At 73.2% G+C, this 16,390-nt stretch carries 11 protein-coding genes; 4 read left to right on the plus strand and 7 right to left on the minus strand.

The window, feature by feature from the left end:
* Positions 1-9 precede the first annotated feature (9 nt).
* Genes AMK13_RS43585 through AMK13_RS20150 form a run of 3 tightly spaced genes read right to left on the minus strand, consistent with a single transcriptional unit; the run spans position 10 to position 9,033 of the window.
* Positions 10-3,492: a hypothetical protein gene (locus AMK13_RS43585; RefSeq protein WP_074003499.1), complete on the minus strand. Its 3,483-nt coding sequence runs from the start codon at positions 3,490-3,492 to the stop codon at positions 10-12.
* Positions 3,489-5,768 (minus strand): hypothetical protein, encoded by a 2,280-nt coding sequence (locus tag AMK13_RS20145; RefSeq protein ID WP_074003500.1) that lies wholly within the window; start codon positions 5,766-5,768, stop codon positions 3,489-3,491. The genes AMK13_RS43585 and AMK13_RS20145 overlap by 4 nt, the downstream gene beginning before the upstream one ends.
* A 16-nt stretch (positions 5,769-5,784) precedes the next feature.
* On the minus strand, positions 5,785-9,033 hold the full coding sequence (locus AMK13_RS20150; RefSeq protein WP_074003501.1) for a DUF6603 domain-containing protein: 3,249 nt from the start codon (positions 9,031-9,033) through the stop codon (positions 5,785-5,787).
* A gap of 156 nt (positions 9,034-9,189) precedes the next feature.
* On the opposite strand from AMK13_RS20150, the gene AMK13_RS42925 reads away from it, so the two are divergent.
* Positions 9,190-9,870 carry a hypothetical protein gene (locus AMK13_RS42925; protein WP_143204581.1) on the plus strand — a complete coding sequence of 227 codons (681 nt, stop codon included), beginning with the start codon at positions 9,190-9,192 and terminating at the stop codon, positions 9,868-9,870.
* 106 nt (positions 9,871-9,976) lie between these two features.
* On the opposite strand, the gene AMK13_RS20155 is transcribed toward AMK13_RS42925, so the two are convergent.
* Positions 9,977-10,588 carry a TetR/AcrR family transcriptional regulator gene (locus tag AMK13_RS20155; protein ID WP_074003502.1) on the minus strand — a complete coding sequence of 204 codons (612 nt, stop codon included), beginning with the start codon at positions 10,586-10,588 and terminating at the stop codon, positions 9,977-9,979.
* A 144-nt stretch (positions 10,589-10,732) separates the two neighbouring features.
* Here AMK13_RS20155 and AMK13_RS20160 point away from each other — a divergent pair, with 144 nt between their 5' ends.
* From AMK13_RS20160 to AMK13_RS20170, 3 genes are all read left to right on the plus strand, one after another.
* Positions 10,733-11,677, plus strand: a complete 945-nt coding sequence (locus AMK13_RS20160) for an alpha/beta fold hydrolase (protein ID WP_074003503.1) — start codon at positions 10,733-10,735, stop codon at positions 11,675-11,677.
* A 129-nt stretch (positions 11,678-11,806) separates the two neighbouring features.
* Positions 11,807-12,112, plus strand: coding sequence for a GNAT family N-acetyltransferase (locus AMK13_RS20165; protein ID WP_049653355.1), 306 nt, complete (start codon positions 11,807-11,809; stop codon positions 12,110-12,112).
* A gap of 131 nt (positions 12,113-12,243) precedes the next feature.
* The gene (locus AMK13_RS20170) at positions 12,244-12,597 is read left to right on the plus strand and encodes an antibiotic biosynthesis monooxygenase family protein (RefSeq protein WP_074003504.1); all 354 of its coding nucleotides are present in this window, start codon (positions 12,244-12,246) and stop codon (positions 12,595-12,597) included.
* 114 nt (positions 12,598-12,711) lie between these two features.
* On the opposite strand, the gene AMK13_RS20175 is transcribed toward AMK13_RS20170, so the two are convergent.
* From AMK13_RS20175 to AMK13_RS20185, 3 genes are all read right to left on the minus strand, one after another.
* Positions 12,712-14,364 carry a phospholipase D-like domain-containing protein gene (locus tag AMK13_RS20175; protein WP_241852964.1) on the minus strand — a complete coding sequence of 551 codons (1,653 nt, stop codon included), beginning with the start codon at positions 14,362-14,364 and terminating at the stop codon, positions 12,712-12,714.
* A gap of 156 nt (positions 14,365-14,520) precedes the next feature.
* Entirely contained in the window at positions 14,521-15,810 is a 1,290-nt protein-coding gene (locus AMK13_RS20180) for an MFS transporter (protein ID WP_143204582.1), read from the minus strand.
* Between the two features lie 168 nt (positions 15,811-15,978).
* A complete protein-coding gene (locus tag AMK13_RS20185; RefSeq protein WP_049654374.1) occupies positions 15,979-16,335 on the minus strand; it encodes an ArsR/SmtB family transcription factor in 357 nt (118 codons plus the stop codon).
* Positions 16,336-16,390: the final 55 nt, after the last annotated feature.

Raw genomic sequence — 16,390 nt, forward strand, 5'->3', positions numbered from 1 at the left:
GGCTCCCGCTCAAGGGGTCGCCGAGGGCCCGCCGGTGTCCACGAGGCCCTGGGAGAGCTGCAGGTAGCCGCTCCGGACGGCCGGTGTGGGGTGGGGCAGGTGCGCGGCCGGATCGGCGGCCGTGAGCGGATAGGTGATCCAGGAGGGCACCGTCGCCCCGGCGGCGGCCTCCGGCTGGGCCCAGCTCCAGCTGCCGCGCCAGGCGGCGGGGCGGGGCACGACCAGGGTGTCGGTCCCGTCGGCGCCGGTGCGGGTGGCGGCCGGCAGGGCGGTCATCCGGAAGGCGACCCGCATCCGGGTCAGGGCTGTCCGGACGATGTCGTCCGGAAGCCGGAGGGTGACCACGGGGAGGATGTCCGTGAGGGCGTGGACGGCCAGCCAGGGGTCCGCGATGAGGACCACATGGGTGGAGTTGTCGTCACTGTCGGGCTCGGTGAACGGCCGTGCGGGCAGCCTGAGTTCGTCTCCGGCGACCGGGGTGAGGTACGGGTCGGGGTCGGCCGGCGCGCCGTGGGTGTGGAAGAGGCCGTAGTCGTCCTGGGTAAAGAAGCCGACGAGTCCGTCGGTGGGGAGGTCCGGGTCACCGAGGCGGATGTTCCACCGGTAGTCGGGGTAGTCCGCTGCCGCGGGTCGCAGGACCTGGTCCCAGTCCGCGGAGGTCAGCGGCGGGCCGTCGAGGTCGAACCGCAGCCGGGAGCGGATCAGGGCCAGCGGGCGTCCGGCGAGGTCCGCCAGGGAGTTCTCGGGCTGGAGGCCCGCCGCGGGGGTCAGCGCGCCGAGGGTGTCGTCGAGGACGTCGAGCATCGCGGTGAACGACGCGGGCCCCCGGTCGCGGAGCGTGCGCAGGAAGCCCGCGAGCTCGGGGTGGGCCGCGGCGAAGGCGTCGGCGTCGAGGTCGGGAAGCGGCGATCCGGGCAGCGGTTGCCAGCTGACCTGCGGGCTGTGGTCGGGGGCGAGGGTGAGCCGGAGCTCACCGAGCCCTTCGCCCAGGTCGCTGTAGGCGAGCAGGGAACGGTCGGCCCGGTTGAGGTGGGTGGCGAGCAGCCATCCGCAGACGGCGGGGTCGGGCCGGTCGGGGGCGAAGGTGAGGCGGGCGGGTTGCAGCAGGCGCGGCGGGAGTTCCGCGACGCAGTAGGCCGGCGGGTCGCCGTCCGGGCTCGCGATCCTGCCCTGGTCGGGGGTGACGCTCCACGCCCGGAAGGGGCGCAGCTGCTCGTACTGCTGCTCCGTGGTGGTGACGACGTCGCAGGCGCGGCCGAAGGTGTCGACCAGCTTGACGTTGGTGAGGTGCAGCTGGCCGGCGCGGACGGGCTGGAAGCGGGGCTCGCTCCCGTCCGGAGGGCCGGGGTTGGGGACCGGGGTGTGCGGCACGCCCGTCAGGACGTCCAGCGGGGCCTCGGGCGGCAGGCTGACGGTGGTGTGCCGGTGCAGGAACCAGTCGTTGAGGCCGTCGAGGGTCTGGGAGACCAGGTCCAGGTCGGCGGCGCCGTCGCGCAGCCGGTGCAGTGCCTCGACGGGGGCGTCGGGGTGGCGCTCGGCGTGGTGGGCCAGGCGGGCGGCGGCGTTGAAGGCGGGCAGGGCGGTGAGGATGCTGCGCCCCTGGACGACGTCGTACGCGGGGGCGGCGTTGGTGCCCTGCCAGCGGTAGCGGGTGCCGTCGAAGGCCCAGTTGTCGGTGTCGTCGGTGCGGAAGGGCAGGGGGTAGATCCGCACCTCCCACAGGAGGTACAGCGGTGTCCAGGGCTGGTTCCACGGCTTGGTGTACTCGGCGGCGGTTCCGGTGATCAGCCGGTCGGGCGCGGCGAGGTCCTCGGCGAGGGCGGTGGCGTGCGTGCCGGGGTCGGTCGCGGGTGTGACGGCGGCGCGGGCGAGCAGGGCGGACTCCGCCAGCACCCGGGTGAGGGTGTCGGCTTCGGGGAGGCCGGTCAGGTCGGGTGCGGGTGGCGCGGCGGGGGCCGGGACGGACTGGCCGGCGATGCTCAGCGCGGTGACCAGCTGGTCGGGGGTGCGGCACGGCAGCGGGGTGTCGCGGGTGACGTGGCGCTGGTTGCCGGTGTTGCGCAGCACGATGGAGGGGTCGGGCACCTGGTAGTAGGGGGCGGGAGCGACGCGCTTGAGCGTGCAGCCGTCCGGGAGGCCGTGGTCTGCGGCGTACGCCCCGATGGCGTCCTGGAGCTCCTGCGCGGTGGCGCCGGTGGGCACGCGCGGAAGGGCGGCGATCCGCTCCAGCAGGGCGGCGACCTGTCCGGCGAGGCCGTCCGTCCGCGCGGGGTCGAGCTCCGGGGCGCAGGCCGCCGCGAAGCCGTCGGGCTGTTCGTCGGCGGGCAGGCCGCGCAGCCACCACAGGCCGTACAGGCGCCGTTGGAGCGCGATCAGTTCGCGGACCGCGGTGTCGAGGGCGAGCTGGTCCTCGTTGAGCTTGCCCAGCCAGGCCTCCGGCCGGGCCCGGTCCTCCTCGGGCAGCGCGGCGGTGCCGGTGATCTCCCAGGTGTAGCCGGGCGGGCTGGGGCCGAACCAGGCGGCGTGGGCGGCCTGGTCGAAGGCGGCCTGGCTGATGTCGAGGGTGTCCAGCAGTCCGTACTGCAGGGCCGTCCAGAGCTGGTGGTCCACCGGGTCGCCGGTGGTGGGGAGGGCGCTCGTGGCGTCGGCCGCGGTGTGGCCGAGGGCGACGTCCACGGTGTAGTCCGTGGGCCGCCCGGACGGCGGGCGGGTGGCGTTCGGCCTGTTGTCCCAGGCCAGTCCCGGGACGTGGCCGACGTACAGGGAGCGGCTCACCGCCTCCGGGGCGTCGGCCAGGCTCCAGCCCAGTTCGGCGAGGCGCGCGGCGAGGTCGGTCCCGGTCGCGGTGACGACGTCCTTGGCCGGGTCGGAGTACCAGCCGACCACGGCGTAACTCAGGTCCGCCGTCGGCCCGGTGAGGTCGCCGAGGGTGTCACGGAAGGAGAGGACGTTCTCGTTGTAGGGCTGGTACGTCGAGAAGGTGGGAAGCCCGCAGCCTACGGCGGTGAGGAACATCTCCCGTCCCGTGGGCTCCGCCCAGGGGCCGTCGGCCAGGTTCACGGAGCGGCCGATCCACACCGGTGCGGGGGTGGCGGAGGACGGGTCGAGGTACGGGGAGGTGCCGTCTCCTGTCCCGCCGTCGTTGAAGTCGCTGTCGACGATCCAGCCGGTGACGGCGGGGTCGGCGTCGGGCTGCCCGGTGGGCCGGGCGTAGCGGACGACCAGCCACCGGTTGGGCACCAGGGGGAAGGTGATGTCCGCGGCGCCGGGTTCGGCGTAGCCGGAGCGCAGGGCCTCGGGCAGCTGCCACTGGAGGTAGACGCCGGTGTCCAGGTCGTCGACGGTGTCGAAGGGCGCCGGCTCGGGGTCGTGGTGGTTGTCGAGGTTGTTGTAGAAGTCCGGCTGCCAGCGCTGGAAGGGTTCGGTGGTGCGGATGTCGTCGTTGACGAGGAGGGCCTCGACTTCGACGGGGACGAGCAGGGGGCGGGTCACGGCTGGCGCTCCTCGGAGTGGCGGAAGGCGATGCGGTACGGGGTGTTGAGGAGTTCGAGGGCGTAGTCGGCGGGTGTCAGGCTCCCGGTGAGTTCGCCGAGTTCGGTGAGGCTGGCGGCCAGCGCGGGGGCGAGGGCGGTCGTCGCGTCGCCGTCGGCGATGTTGAGGACGCCCGCGCCGCCGCTCCGGAGGAACCGGCTGACGTTCGCGAACTCACCGGCCGGGATGGACGCGCCCGGCTGCCCCTTCCGGCCGGTGAGGTAGCGCAGGCCGATCCGGTCGTCGGCGTCGATGCCGTAGGAGAGGCCGTGGTGGGGCTCGGCGATGACGATGTCGTCGGGCACCTCGTCGAACAGGCACAGCAGGAGGTCCGGCGCGGGGTTGGCCCGGTACACGGGGGCGAAGGACGACCCGTCCCCGGTGCTGCCCTCGACGGTGAGGCCGGGCATGTCCCGGACGAGGCGGGAGCGGAGCAGGAAGCCGGCCTTCGGCGCGTCCTCGGCCCGGTTCGCCGCGGTCAGCCGGGCGTGGACGACCGTGTGCAGGTGGGCGTCCAGGCTGGTGACGACTCCGGTGCTGAGGACTCCGTCGGCGAGCGCCCGCAGCCACAGGGGGTCGACGTGGAAGAAGCGGATGCTCTCCGCGGGCAGCATCCGGGCGTCCGCGACGAGCGCGTCGAAGGGCAGCGCGGCCAGCAGGCTCAGCGGGTCCGTCAGGGGGGCCAGCGGAGCGGTGTGCTCGGCCACGAGGTCCCCGAGCAGGGCCCGGACGTCGTCCCGGCCGAGGAGTGCGTGGACGTCGTCCCGGCCGGGGAGGGCGGCCGACGGACGGACCGGCGGCGGGGCGGTCACGGGCCGGTCGTTCCCGCCCGGACCGGCGAGCCCGCGCAGGGCGTGCTCGCCCCAGTCGGCCGCCAGCAGCTCGTGGAACCGCTGCCGCGCCGGGTGGCCGTCCCACAGGGTCCGGGCCCGCCCCGGCTCGGGTACGCCGTGGACGGCGACCCTGCGCAGGAACCGGGTGGTGGCCGCCCGCAGTTCGCGGCGCGTCCGGGAGACGGTGGCGGCGGTGTCCGCGTCGGCCAGCGCCAGGGTCTGTCCCAGGGTCCAGGCACTGGCGTAGCCGACGTCGAAGACCCCGTACTCGCGCAGGTAGACGAGGGCCTGGTCCGCGCTGGTGAGCGGTGCGGGGATCGCGTCGACGGGCTGGGCCGGCACCGGGGTGAACGGCCCGCGGTACCAGGCGTAGGTCCGCTCGCCGGTGGGCGTGTGGCTGGTGACGGGCACGTAGCCGTGGGTCAGCCGGTCGGCCGCCTCCTGCTCGACGGCGCTGCGGACGGCCGCGCTGTTCTGCCGGGGCAGCCGCAACGCCAGGGCGGCGGGGTCGTCCTTGCCGGGAGCGGCGATGTTCGTCATCAGGTCGTAGAAGAGCGTGTCGTCGTCGGGGGTGCCCGGATCGTGCCGGAACGACCAGGACCACAGCGAGACCATCCGCAGGGTCGCCTGGCTCGGCGGCGTACCGTCGAGGCAGGCCCGGAACCCTTCGAGGGAGACCAGGTGGGCGGTGTAGCCGCCGGCGGTGCGGGGGAAGCGGTTGCCGACCACCACGCTGTAGCGGCCGGCGTCCAGCTCCTCCGCGAGACCGGCCCCGACCCCCGACCGGGAGCGGAGCGAGGCGGGGTCGCCGACTTCCCGGATGTGCGCGAGGAAGTCGAGGTCGGCCGGCCTGGGGGCGATGGCGGTGAACACCCCGGTGGGCACGTCGACGCAGCGGCAGGTGCTGTCCAGGACGTCGGGGAGCACCGTGGCCGCGTCGATGTCGGGCACCCGGACCTGCTCGGTGCCGGAGGCCAGCAGGGCCCGGACCGTCATCGCCGTACCGGTGTCCTGGGGTTGCTCGCCGCGCTCCCCCTCGGCGAACAGCAGCAGCGCGACCCAGGGGGCCCGGGACGTCTCGTCGAGCTGCTGTTCCCAGGGCAGGGTGGCGCGGTCCAGGGTGAGGTGGGGCAGCTGGTCGCCGAAGTCGCCCCGGGCCCCGGCCGCCGGGCCGCAGCTGTGGACCATGCCCGGGTCCAGGCTGAAGCGCGGGGCGCGTACGTCGAAGTCCTGTGCGGCGTCGAACGTGTCCAGCGTGGTGCCGCCGTCGGCGACGGTGTGGGTGACGGTGATCCGGTAGGACCCGCCGGGCAGGGCGGGCCGGTAGGAGTCGTAGAAGGTGACGAGGCGCCCGGTCTCGTCCGGGGCGCCGGGCGTCCCGGTTTCGGTGGGGTGGAGGCTCACAGGGGTCTCCCGGAGGTCAGGCTGCTGCCGGGGCCGGCACCAACAGGGGTTCAGCGGACAGGCCGGCGGCGGCGAAGGCTCCGTAGCCGGGGAGCGGGTCGTCCGTGCCGGGGCTCACCCCGAGCGCGGCCAGCGCGGCGTCGAGGCCGCTCCGCGCCGCGGTCACCGGCGCCGAGGCGATCTCGGCGGCGATGATGCCGACGACGCTCGGGTCCCCGTCCTGCCACGGGTGGGGGACGGGGCCGACGGGCTGTTGCTCCGGGCCGACCGGGAGCCGCCCCTGGTCGAGGTCCTCGGCCGACAGGGCCTCCTCGGTGGCCGTGAGCGGGTTCGGGGCCAGGGCCGCGGGGGGCACGGTGACCGTGAAGCCGGTCAGCTGGTCGGCCACCAGGTCCTGCCCGCCCACCGGGACGGGCGGCGGGCTGTCCAGCGGAGTGCCCCACAGGGCCTTGGGGACGTTGCTCCGCGACTCCTGGACCTGCCAGCCCTCGCCGCGGACGTCGACGGTCTCCTCGCCGCGCTTGATCGTGAGGCGCTGCTGGGAGACCAGACCGGTCTTCGCCATCGGGCGGATGCCCAACGCGTCCCCCGAAGCGAAGGGTGCGTCGTCGAGGAGCAGCTCCGAGGCCGGCACGGCACAGGTCACGGTGAAGCCGAAGCCGTGCGCGGACACCGCCCAGACGTCCCCGGCACCGGACTGCCCGCCGCCGACGGAGGAGCCGCCCGGCAGCAGGCCGGCCACCGCCGTCACCCGCAACACCTGTGCCACTGGCGGAAGTTGGGGTAGGAACTCCTCCCAGGTCAGCGGGTCCGGAGCGGTGTCCCCGTGGGAGCCGAACGGGATGGTCACATGGAAGAACAGCACGTGGAAGGTGGCGCGGCCCCCGACCGGCGGCCCCCACAGATGGACGTCGACGCCCAGCTCCAGGGTGATGGTGAACAGCCAGAGGTGGAGCGACACGCCGACGTCCACGCCGACGTCGACCTGGAAGTACAGCGGCTTCCACTGGACGAGCGCGTCCAGGTAGGCGGTGAGCCACGCCTTCACCGGCCCCGCGTGGAAGTTCACGTTCAGCGACGCCCCCGCCATGACGGCCGAAGGGGTCAGCGCCGCGTACGCCTCACCACGGATCGACACGCAGTCGGAGATCGACCACGAGAACCCCAGCCGCGGCACGTCCGGGTACCAGGAGGGCCGCTTGAAGGCGGGGTGGTAGCCGCCGATGGTGACCAGGGCGTCGCCGCCGTGCCCGCCACCCAGCCACAGGCGCAGGGCCAGGCCCCCGGTCAGCTTGCAGGCCGGGTCGATGACGAAGGACTCGGGGGTCAGCGTCGAGGTCCAGGCCAGCAGCCCCTGCGAGGACTGGTAGAGGGCCTCCGTCTCCACCTGGAGCTGGGCGATGGCGTGGCCCGCCTTCGGGAACGCCGCCGTCGTCAGCCCCAGGAGCCCGACGGTGAAGTCCTGACCGAACTCCACCACGGCCAGCGCCAGCGACTCGACCAGCTCGAAGGAGGTGAACTGCAGCCCGACGGCACACCAGGTCTCGCCCGCCCGGGGGCTCACCCACCCGTCCTGGTCGAGCTTCTCCAGCAGTTCCAGCGGGTCGTCGGACTTTCCGCCCGTCATCATGGTGACGAGGGGGAAGGCGTCCACCCCGTCCGGGGCCGGCAGCTTGAGGTCGCTGTTGTAGCCGAAGCCGCCGAGGAAGCCCTTGACCCGGAACGGCGGCGGCCCGAGCCCCTCCCCCGCCAGGGACAACTGTCCGAGGACGAACATCGACGCGAAGCCGTCCGCACGGTGGGAGTACGCGCCCAGGGCGGAGAGGCTGACCGGCGGCGTCCGGACGACCAGCCCGCCCTCGACCTGGAGGTCGTACGGGGCCGGCGCGGGCTGCCGCACGACCAGCGCCCCGGACAGTTCCACCGGCGGGTGGTCGAAGGCCACACCCAACCCGTCCAGCCGCGTGCGCACCCCGAAGGTATCGCCGTCGAGGGCGAGCCCGAGCCCGAGCCCGTCGGCGCCGACCTCCAGGCCCGAGGCCGTGAACGAGGCGTCCACCAGCACCCACGCGGTGCCGTCCTGGTAGGTCAGCCCGAGTCGGGCGACGGTCAGCGGCCCGAGCGTCCGGTCGAGCCGGACCCAGGCGACGGTCGCGGCGCCGGCCGCCGCGTCGCGCACCCCCGTGCGCGGGGCGGGCGGATTCGGCGTGGACGTCGGGAAGAGCGCGACCAGCGGCTCCTGCTCCACCCCGCCGATCGCGTAGGGCACCGAGAGCGCGGCGCCCTCCTCCAGCCCGGCGGCGGGCGCGGGGAAGCGGGGCAGCCCGGCGGCAGCCGTCTCGGTGGCCGCGACGGCCTCGTTGAGGGCCGTGAGCTGGTCATGGGTCAGCCGGCCCGTGCAGACCGAGACGGCCGCGCCGTCCAACCGGATGTCGTCCTCGGCCGGGAGGAGGCGTCCGACGAGCGGCAGGTCCGACGCCTTCGCGGTGACGACGGCCTCCAGCGTGGCCGCCCACACGTAGCCGGTGGCGCCGGAGCCCTCGGCCGGAACCGCGGCGAGGACGGACCGGGTGTGCTCGGTCGTCACGGCGAGCACCGTCGTACGGCTTGCGGTGTCGAAGCGGAAGGCCGCCGAGGTCAGGGTGGGCAGCAGGGCGTTCGGTACGCCGTCGGGCAGGGTGATGCCCAGGGCCGTGGCCAGCTCGGGCAGGGAGAGCGTCCCGTCGTCGTCGGCGCTCCAGGAGGCGGCGATCGTGTAGCCGCCGCCGGAGGCACGGTCGACCTCCCCGGCGAACCAGATGTGGCCGGAGTCGCCGATCTCGATGCCGACCTCGACGGACAGCGAGACGGCGGCCGCCTGCGGGCTGCCGTCGTCGCCGAGGGTGGAGCGGCTGAGCTTGACCAGCAGGACCGGGGTCGCGCCGCCGATCTTCGTCTCCGCGGCGACGGTGAAGGTCCACTCCGAGCCCTGGGAAGTGGTGAGGACTTCGAGCGTGAGGTTCCGCAGCGTGAGGTCCGCCAGGTCGCCCGGGATCTCGCTGCCCGCCCAGTTCTCGGCGAGGTAGCCGAGGAGGTCGCCGATCGGGATGTCCTGGGCGCTGCCCCGCGTGTGGGTCCAGTCGTCCTCCTGGTCCCAGATGTCGAGGTCCAGGGTCCTGCCGTTGATGGTGATCTGAGTGACAGGGGTGGCGTCGCGCGGGAGCGCGGACCTGGCGCTTGCCAGGGCGGGCGTGTTCCGGATACCGAACGTGTAGTCGCTCGGCAACCCGCCCTGCCGTTGCCAGTCAACTGCTTTGAGGGGCCACACCCGTGGCGGGGGAACCATACCCGTGCCCGCCAGCTTCAGGAATCTGATCCCCTCCGTCGACAGACCCGGGTCATCGAGATAACGCCCCAGGGATTTGTTCGCCTCTTTCCTTACGTGGAAAGCATCCGATTTGACGATCCTCGCACAGCCCTCCTCGAATTTATCTTCGGGGTCGTCATAGCGTTTGCTACCAATCGGCCCGACGAAGAGATTTCCCGGCATCCATTCAAACAGTCGAACCAGATCGTCCCGCCCCTTGGGACCCGGCGCGCTCGCGTCATGTTCAAAGCCCGTGCCGAAGATCTCCGCGAAGCCTTTGAGATTGTCGACATCACCCTGGACATAACTCATGTCCGCGTACTGGTCATAGTTTCCGGAAAGCCTTGCCACCAGTTCCACCAGGGCATCCCGAAGGCCGGACTTCGAGGCGTTGTACTCCCTTTCGATGACCCCGTTCCAGAAATTGATCAACCGGCTGCACGGCACGATGTGGTGGCGGGCCAACGGCACACCGCCGACCTTGCGCAGGTCCAGATTGTCCGGGTCCCTGTCCTCGTCCTGGATTTTCGATTTGAACGGATTGTCCAACCGTCCACCATCGACCATCAGATTTGCTTTCACCGGTCCCGCGTCAGCCATAGCCCACCCTCCGCCAACGGTCCCGGCAGTAGACATCCGGGTTCCGGATCATCAAAGCCGATTCGTCGAACGGTCTCCGGGCGTCGGCCGGATCTGGCGCATTACGGCTCCTCGCTGGCCGAATCCCCGATGACGGACTCCAGCGCCGTCGATTAGTCCATTCGGGTGATGCATTCTTCATTTCCCCGACGAACAACCAGCCGCTGCGCTAATAGGCCTCCGCAGCCCGGGCCAGGAGCGGACGACCAGGCCCGGATACCCGTCAGCTCGCGGCGTCGCCCTCGGCGGCTGCCCGGGCGAGGGAGTCCGCCACCGTCGCGCAGGCCAGCCGGGCCACGGAGCGCAGCTCGGCGTCCGGGGTGCCGGCCCGGCTCAGGACGGCCAGTGACTGGTTGACGGCGACGACGAAGGTGGCGAGCTCGTCGAGCGTCCGGGCGTCGGCCGGGGAGTCCGCCAGCGCGGCGCGGACCCGTCGGTACTGCAGGTCGAGGAGGCCGCGCACCCGCGCACCGCTCTCCTCCGTCAGCGTCGGCGACTGCGCGGCGGACTGGGCGACGAGGCACCCGGCGGGAACCGACGGGTCGGCGATGCGCTCCAGGACGACGTCGAAGAACGCCTCGACGGCGCGGACCGGGTCACCGGGGTGAGCGGCGAACGCCTGCTCGTACCGGGCGCCGTAGATCGCCGCGTAGCGGTCGAGGCACTGGTGGAACAGGGCGTCCTTGCTGCCGAAGGTGCCGTAGAGGGAGCCCCGGCCGAGGCCGGTGGCGGAGCCGAGGGCGTCCAGCGAGGCGTCCGCGTACCCGCGCTGCCAGAACACCCGCATGGCCCGGTCGAGGGCCTCCCCGACGTCGAACTGCTTCCGGCCGGACACCGCACAAACCTCCCGTTTCACCCGTCTGCCATGAGCCTACCCGCGTCCTGGACCGATCGGTCAAACAATCTTTGACCGATCGGTCCAAGATGGCTACCGTGACGGCCAGTGGCCAGATCAGCCGGCACCGCGAAAGGAAAGATCATGAGCCAGTCACCCACGCCCGAAGGCCCCGGCTCCGTCGCCGGGGCACCGAACCTCCCGGCCGGATTCGCGCGGACCTTCACCAGCCGGTACGTCGACACCGGGCACCTGCGCCTGCACGCCGTCACCGGCGGCGAGGGCCCGCCACTGCTGCTGCTCGCCGGCTGGCCGCAGACCTGGTACGCCTGGCGCCTCCTGATGCCCGCGCTGGCACGGGACTTCCAGGTCGTCGCCGTCGATCCGCGCGGCGTCGGGCTGTCCGACAAGCCCCTGGACGGGTACGCCACCGGCACGCTCGCCCGCGACCTGGTGGCGCTCATGGACGCGCTCGGGCACCACCGGTTCGCCATGGTCGGACACGACGTCGGCATGTGGACCGGCTACGCCCTGGCCGCGGACCACCCCGACCGGCTCGAACGCCTGGCCGTCGCCGAGGCCGCGATCCCCGGACTCTCCCCCACGCCGCCGCTCTTCGGCAGCCAGGAGGCCAACGACCGGCTCTGGCACTTCGCCTTCAACCGCCTCGCCGGCGTCAACGAGCAGCTGGTCGCCGGGCGGGAGCACCTCTACTTCGGCCACCAGTTCGCCACGAAGGCCGCGAAGCCCCTGCCCGACCACGCCGTCCGGCACTACGTCGACATCCTCGCCGCCGATCCGCAGGCCCTGCGATGCAGCTTCGAGTTCTACCGGGCACTGGACACCACCATCGCCCAGAACCGGCAGCGCGCGGCCCGACGGCTCTCCCTCCCCGTCCTGGCGATCGGCGGAGCGGCGAACCTCGGCGCCTCGGTCGGCGCGACGATGCGGCTGGCCGCCGACGACGTGGAGACCCTGGTCCTCCCCGAGTGCGGCCACTACCCCGCCGAGGAGTCCCCGGAGGCGATGCTCTCCGCCCTGACGACGTTCCTGGCGCCGTACCGCACCGGGCGGACCGTCTCGGGCTGAGACCGTCCACACCCACCCGCCCCGCGCGTCGCGGCAGACAAATGTTGAGGATTCAACTATGCTGCTCCCAGCGGCGCCGGCCACCAGCGGTCGTCCGCCGAGGCGACCCGCCGCACCCGAGGAGGAACCGTGGAGCAGACCGTCACCGACAACACCGAGAAGTCCCGCTTCGAGATCCACGACGGCGGCGAACTCGCCGGCTTCGCCGAGTACCACCGCTCCGGCGACGAGATCGCCTTCATCCACACCGAGATCGACCCCCGTTTCGAGGGCCGAGGCCTCGCCGGCCGACTGGCCCGCGCCGCCCTGGACACGGCCCGCGACCAGCACCTCGCCGTCCTCCCCTACTGCCCCTTCATCCGCGGCTGGATCACCAAGCACCCCGAGTACGCCGACCTGGTCCCCGCCACCCACCGGGCCCGCTTCGGCCTCTGAGCAGCCGCGTACCGCGCCGTCCGGGCCGCCGCGGGAGGGCCCGGACGGCTTCGGTCAAGATCCCGAACCCTTGTTCCACCGTTCGGTAAAGACACTGGATCACCGGACGCGTGCCGCCCTACGGTGGCGGCATGAGTGATCACTCCGAAGCACCCGTCGCACCCGTCCAGGCCTTTGAACCCCCGTACTACGTGGCCGTCTTCACCACGGTCCGGACGCAGGACCAGAGCGACTACAGCGAGACCAACGCCCGCATGGAAGAGCTGGTGAACGACATCCCCGGGTACCTGGGGATGGACCACGCGCAGACGCCCGGCGGACTGGGCATCACCGTCGGGTACTTCCGCGACGCCGACGCCCTCACGGAGTGGCGGACCAACGCCGAGCACCGCTCCGCGCAGAAGCGCGGGCGGGCCGACTGGTACGAGAGCTACACACTGCACGTGGCGAAGGTGGAGCGCAGCCACGGGTTCGTACGGGCGTAACCCCCGGGTGAGAGCAGAGCGGGGCGGGCGCCGCCATGAGCAGCGCCCGCCCCGGGCGGCCCGAGCAGGGAACCCGCCGGCCGGCCATCAGGCGCCGGGCCTCAGGCCTCGACCTCAGGCGCGGCAGGTCCCGGTGGACCAGTCGACGGTCGCGGCGGCCTGCGAGTACTTCCACTCGGGGCCGAGCAGGTCGCGGTCGAGCTGCGCGGCCGCGTTGCGGTTCTCGACGATGTAGCCGAAGTCCTGCAGCCAGGCCGGGTACAGGTTCTTCGAGCCGATGTAGAAGGCCGAGTCGTCGACCGCGACCAGCTTGTGGTGCAGCGCGTACGGGTGCCCGTCGGCCCACGTGGCGGTGGGGGCCGCACGGAAGGAGGCGAGCTGGAGGTTGCCGCAGAGGGCCGCGTCGGCCTTGCCCCGGTCGCCGGTGAGCGCGGTGAGCCGGGCCTTCAGGACGTCACTGATCTCGGCGAGGGACTTCATCTGCGAGTAGCCCCCGCTGCCCACGGTGCCCCGGTTGGCCGGGTCGCTGACCACGATCCGCACCTTGACCCCGGCGGCCAGCTTGGCGGCCAGCGTGTCGTAGAGCCGGGAGTCGTAGTGCGAGATCGGCGGGCAGGTGCCGTTCAGGTCCTGCTGGGAGATCTCGATGTGCCGCTGGGCGCTGCCGACCAGGGCGCGCAGGGCGTTCTCCTCGGGGTTGACGGTCTCGTAGTCGCGGTCGGCGTTGGTGTTGTCGTGCAGGGTCAGCGGGCCGCACTTGGCGTCCGCCGCGCCGGGGACGGGACCGGGCCGGTACCCGGAGGAGGGGTCCGCGTCCTTGATGCCGACGCCGAGGCCGCCGACGGCTATCACCGGGACGTTCCCGGCGGCGGGGGCGGACGGGTTGAGCTCGCGTTCGATCGACGGGCGGCAGGCGCCGCCGTCCGAGGAGGCGAACCACGCGTTGTCGAGGAGGCCGGTCCGGCCGCAGGTCCACTCCCAGAGGGTGTCCAGGTAGCGGCCGGCGGAGGTCGCGGCGGGGCCGGTGAGCGCGAGGTCGACGTCCGAGACGGGGTGCGAGGTGTCGAGGTAGTCCTTGCTCCAGCCGTTGATGCCGCCGGTGAGGACGGTGCGTCCGTCGACCACCAGGAGCTTGGAGTGGTTCCAGGAGAAGGCGGTGCGCGAGGAGGTCATCGAGGCGATGTTGAGGCTGACGGACGGGGCGGCCGGTCCGAGCTTCGCGACCAGGTCGTCCCGGTACCGCGACGGCAGCACGTTGGCGTTGTACAGCGGCGCCGCGCCGACCAGGATGCGCACCACCGGGCGGTGCCCGGCGGCGACCGAGGCCTTGAGCCCGGCGACCAGGGCGTCCTCGAATCCGCCGTCGGGGAACGGCGCGAGGCTGGAGACGTCGACGGTCCGGGTGGCGGCGGAGACGTCGGCGGTCATCTTCGCGAGCAGCGCGCGGGTGCCGGGCCGGTCGGCGCAGGTGGCGTCGCCCCAGCAACCGGGCGTCTGGAACAGCCAGTTCGCGGGGCCGCCGGCCTGGTCGGCGCCGGCCAGGGCGTTGCCGTCGGTGCGCTGCCAGACGGTGCCCTCCAGGCCTGGCGACAGCTGGCGCAGCACCTGCTCGACGGCGTCGATGTGGGTGGTGTCCGCGCCCTGTGCGGGGGCGGGGGCGGCATGGGACGGCGCGGCCGACAGGACGGTGATCAGGGTGCTGGCCGCGACGGCGGCGAGGGCGCCGCGCAGGGCGCGGCGGGGTCGGCGGGAGCCGGGTCGGTACACGTGAGGATCCTTCAGAACGTGGCAGGCGTCGTGCTGTTCGCCTACGAGACACCCAGAGACTACCTGCTGGTAACACCCCGTCAAACTTGCGCATGACAAAAGCGCGCGGGGGCTCGACCGGCCCCGGCGAACCCCGGCCCCTGGCTGCCCGTCCGGTCAGCGGGTGACGGCGACGCCGCGCTTCCCGCTCGCCGCGACCGTGGCCGCGGCCGTCGCCCCCGGCACCCCGCGCCAGGCGCGGGCGGCCAGCAGGCCGGAGGCCAGGGCGACGGCACCGAGCGCGGCGGAGGCCGCGGTGAGGCCCAGGGTGGCGCCGAGCCAGCCGGCCAGGGGGTAGGTGAGCAGCCAGCAGCCGTGCGAGAGGGAGAACTGGGCGGAGAAGACGGCGGGCAGGTCCTCGGCGGCCACCGAGTCGCGCAGGACGCGGCCGGTGGGGGTGAGGATCAGCGAGCCGGCCGCGCCGAGGACGGCCCAGACGGCGAGCAGGACGGGCCAGCGCCAGGCGCCCGGCCCGGCGGCGGTGAGCACGGCGAGCAGGGCGAAGAGCCCGACGATGCCGAAGGCCGCCGGGAGCATGACGATCCGGTCCGGCACCCGGTCCAGCACCCGGGGCAGCAGCAGCGCCACGGCCATCGACCCGGCCCCGTAGGCGCCGAGCGCGATCGGGACGTCGGTGGCGGGGCGGCCGAGCTGACCGCGGACGTAGACGACGGTGTTGACGATCACCATGGCGCTGGCGGCGGCCGCCGCGAGGTCCAGGGCGAGCATCGCGCGCAGCCGGGGCACGGCGAGGAACAGCCGGGTGCCGCGGACGGACCTGGCGAGGACGCCGTCGCCGGCCCCCTCCTGCACCGACCGAAGCGGCTCCGGCCGCAGCGGCTTGGGCAGCACGGCCGAGAGCACCAGGGCCGCGGAGGCGAGGAACCCGGCGGCGGTTCCCCAGAACAGCCAGTTGTAGCTGATCAGCGCGAGCAGGGCGCCCGCCAGTACCGGGCTGACCAGGCTCTCGGTGTCGTAGGCGAGCCGGGACAGCGACAGGGCGCGGGTGTACTCGCGCTCCTCGGGCAGCACCTCGGGGATCACCGACTGGAAGGCCGGGGTGAAGGCCGCCGAGGCGGACTGCAGGACGAAGATCAGGACGTAGACCTGCCACACCTCGGTGACGAAGGGCAGGGTGAGGGCGACGGCGGCCCGGGTGAGGTCGGAGGCGGCCATCAGCCGCCGGCGCGGGATGCGGTGGGCCAGCGCGGTGACCACCGGGGCGATGCCGACGTACGCGAGCATCTTGATCGCCAGCGCGGTGCCGAGCACGGATCCGGCGCCCGCCCCGGCGAGGTCGTAGGCGAGGAGGCCGAGCGCGACGGTGGCGAGGCCGGTGCCCACCAGGGCGACGATCTGGGCGGCGAACAGGTGCAGATAGGTGCGGTTGCGCAGCACGGAGAGCATGAGGACCCCGCTCGGACTGGACGCGGTAGGACGACACGTCCAGGATAGGTCAACATGTGCACGCATGTGCACATGTTGACCGGAAAAGCGGCCCGGAAGGCGACGAGGGGAAGGCGGCGCCGGGAAAGCGGCCCGCACCCCGGAGGGCACGGGCCGGTACGGATCCGCTCAGTCGTGCGGCGGGAGCTCGCCGATCTGGTGGTCGGCGACGCTCAGCGCCTCGTCGACCAGCCGGCGCAGATGGCCGTGGCGCAGCGCGTACACGACGCGCCGGCCGTCCTTGCGGGTGGTGACCAGGCCCGCCAGCCGGAGCTTGCCGAGGTGCTGGCTGACCGACGTCCGGGGGGCTCCGGCCGCCTCGGTGAGCGTGGTCACGTCGGCCTCGCCGGCGCTCAGCCGCTGGAGCAGCGCGAGCCGGGTGCGGTCCGCGAGCAGCGCCAGGATGCCGGCCGCGGCCTCCAGCCGCTCGTCGTCCCGTCGCTCCTGCGCATGGTGCGCACCTGACACCTGAAGGCTCCCGCTCATGGCGCCATCGTAGGGCCCAGGGCCGTCCGGGGCGCCGTCCGGGCGGGCCCGTGCC

Source organism: Streptomyces sp. CB02056, from assembly GCF_001905545.1.
In the GTDB taxonomy this organism is placed as follows: Bacteria; Actinomycetota; Actinomycetes; order Streptomycetales; family Streptomycetaceae; genus Kitasatospora.

What these genes read in the sequence shown, in the direction of transcription:
- AMK13_RS20160 (WP_074003503.1), top strand. Translation starts at nt 10,733, where the DNA reads ATGAGCCAGTCACCCACGCCCGAAGGCCCCGGCTCCGTCGCCGGGGCA.
- AMK13_RS20180 (WP_143204582.1), bottom strand. Translation starts at nt 15,810, where the DNA reads ATGCTCTCCGTGCTGCGCAACCGCACCTATCTGCACCTGTTCGCCGCC.
- AMK13_RS20170 (WP_074003504.1), top strand. Translation starts at nt 12,244, where the DNA reads ATGAGTGATCACTCCGAAGCACCCGTCGCACCCGTCCAGGCCTTTGAA.
- AMK13_RS20185 (WP_049654374.1), bottom strand. Translation starts at nt 16,335, where the DNA reads ATGAGCGGGAGCCTTCAGGTGTCAGGTGCGCACCATGCGCAGGAGCGA.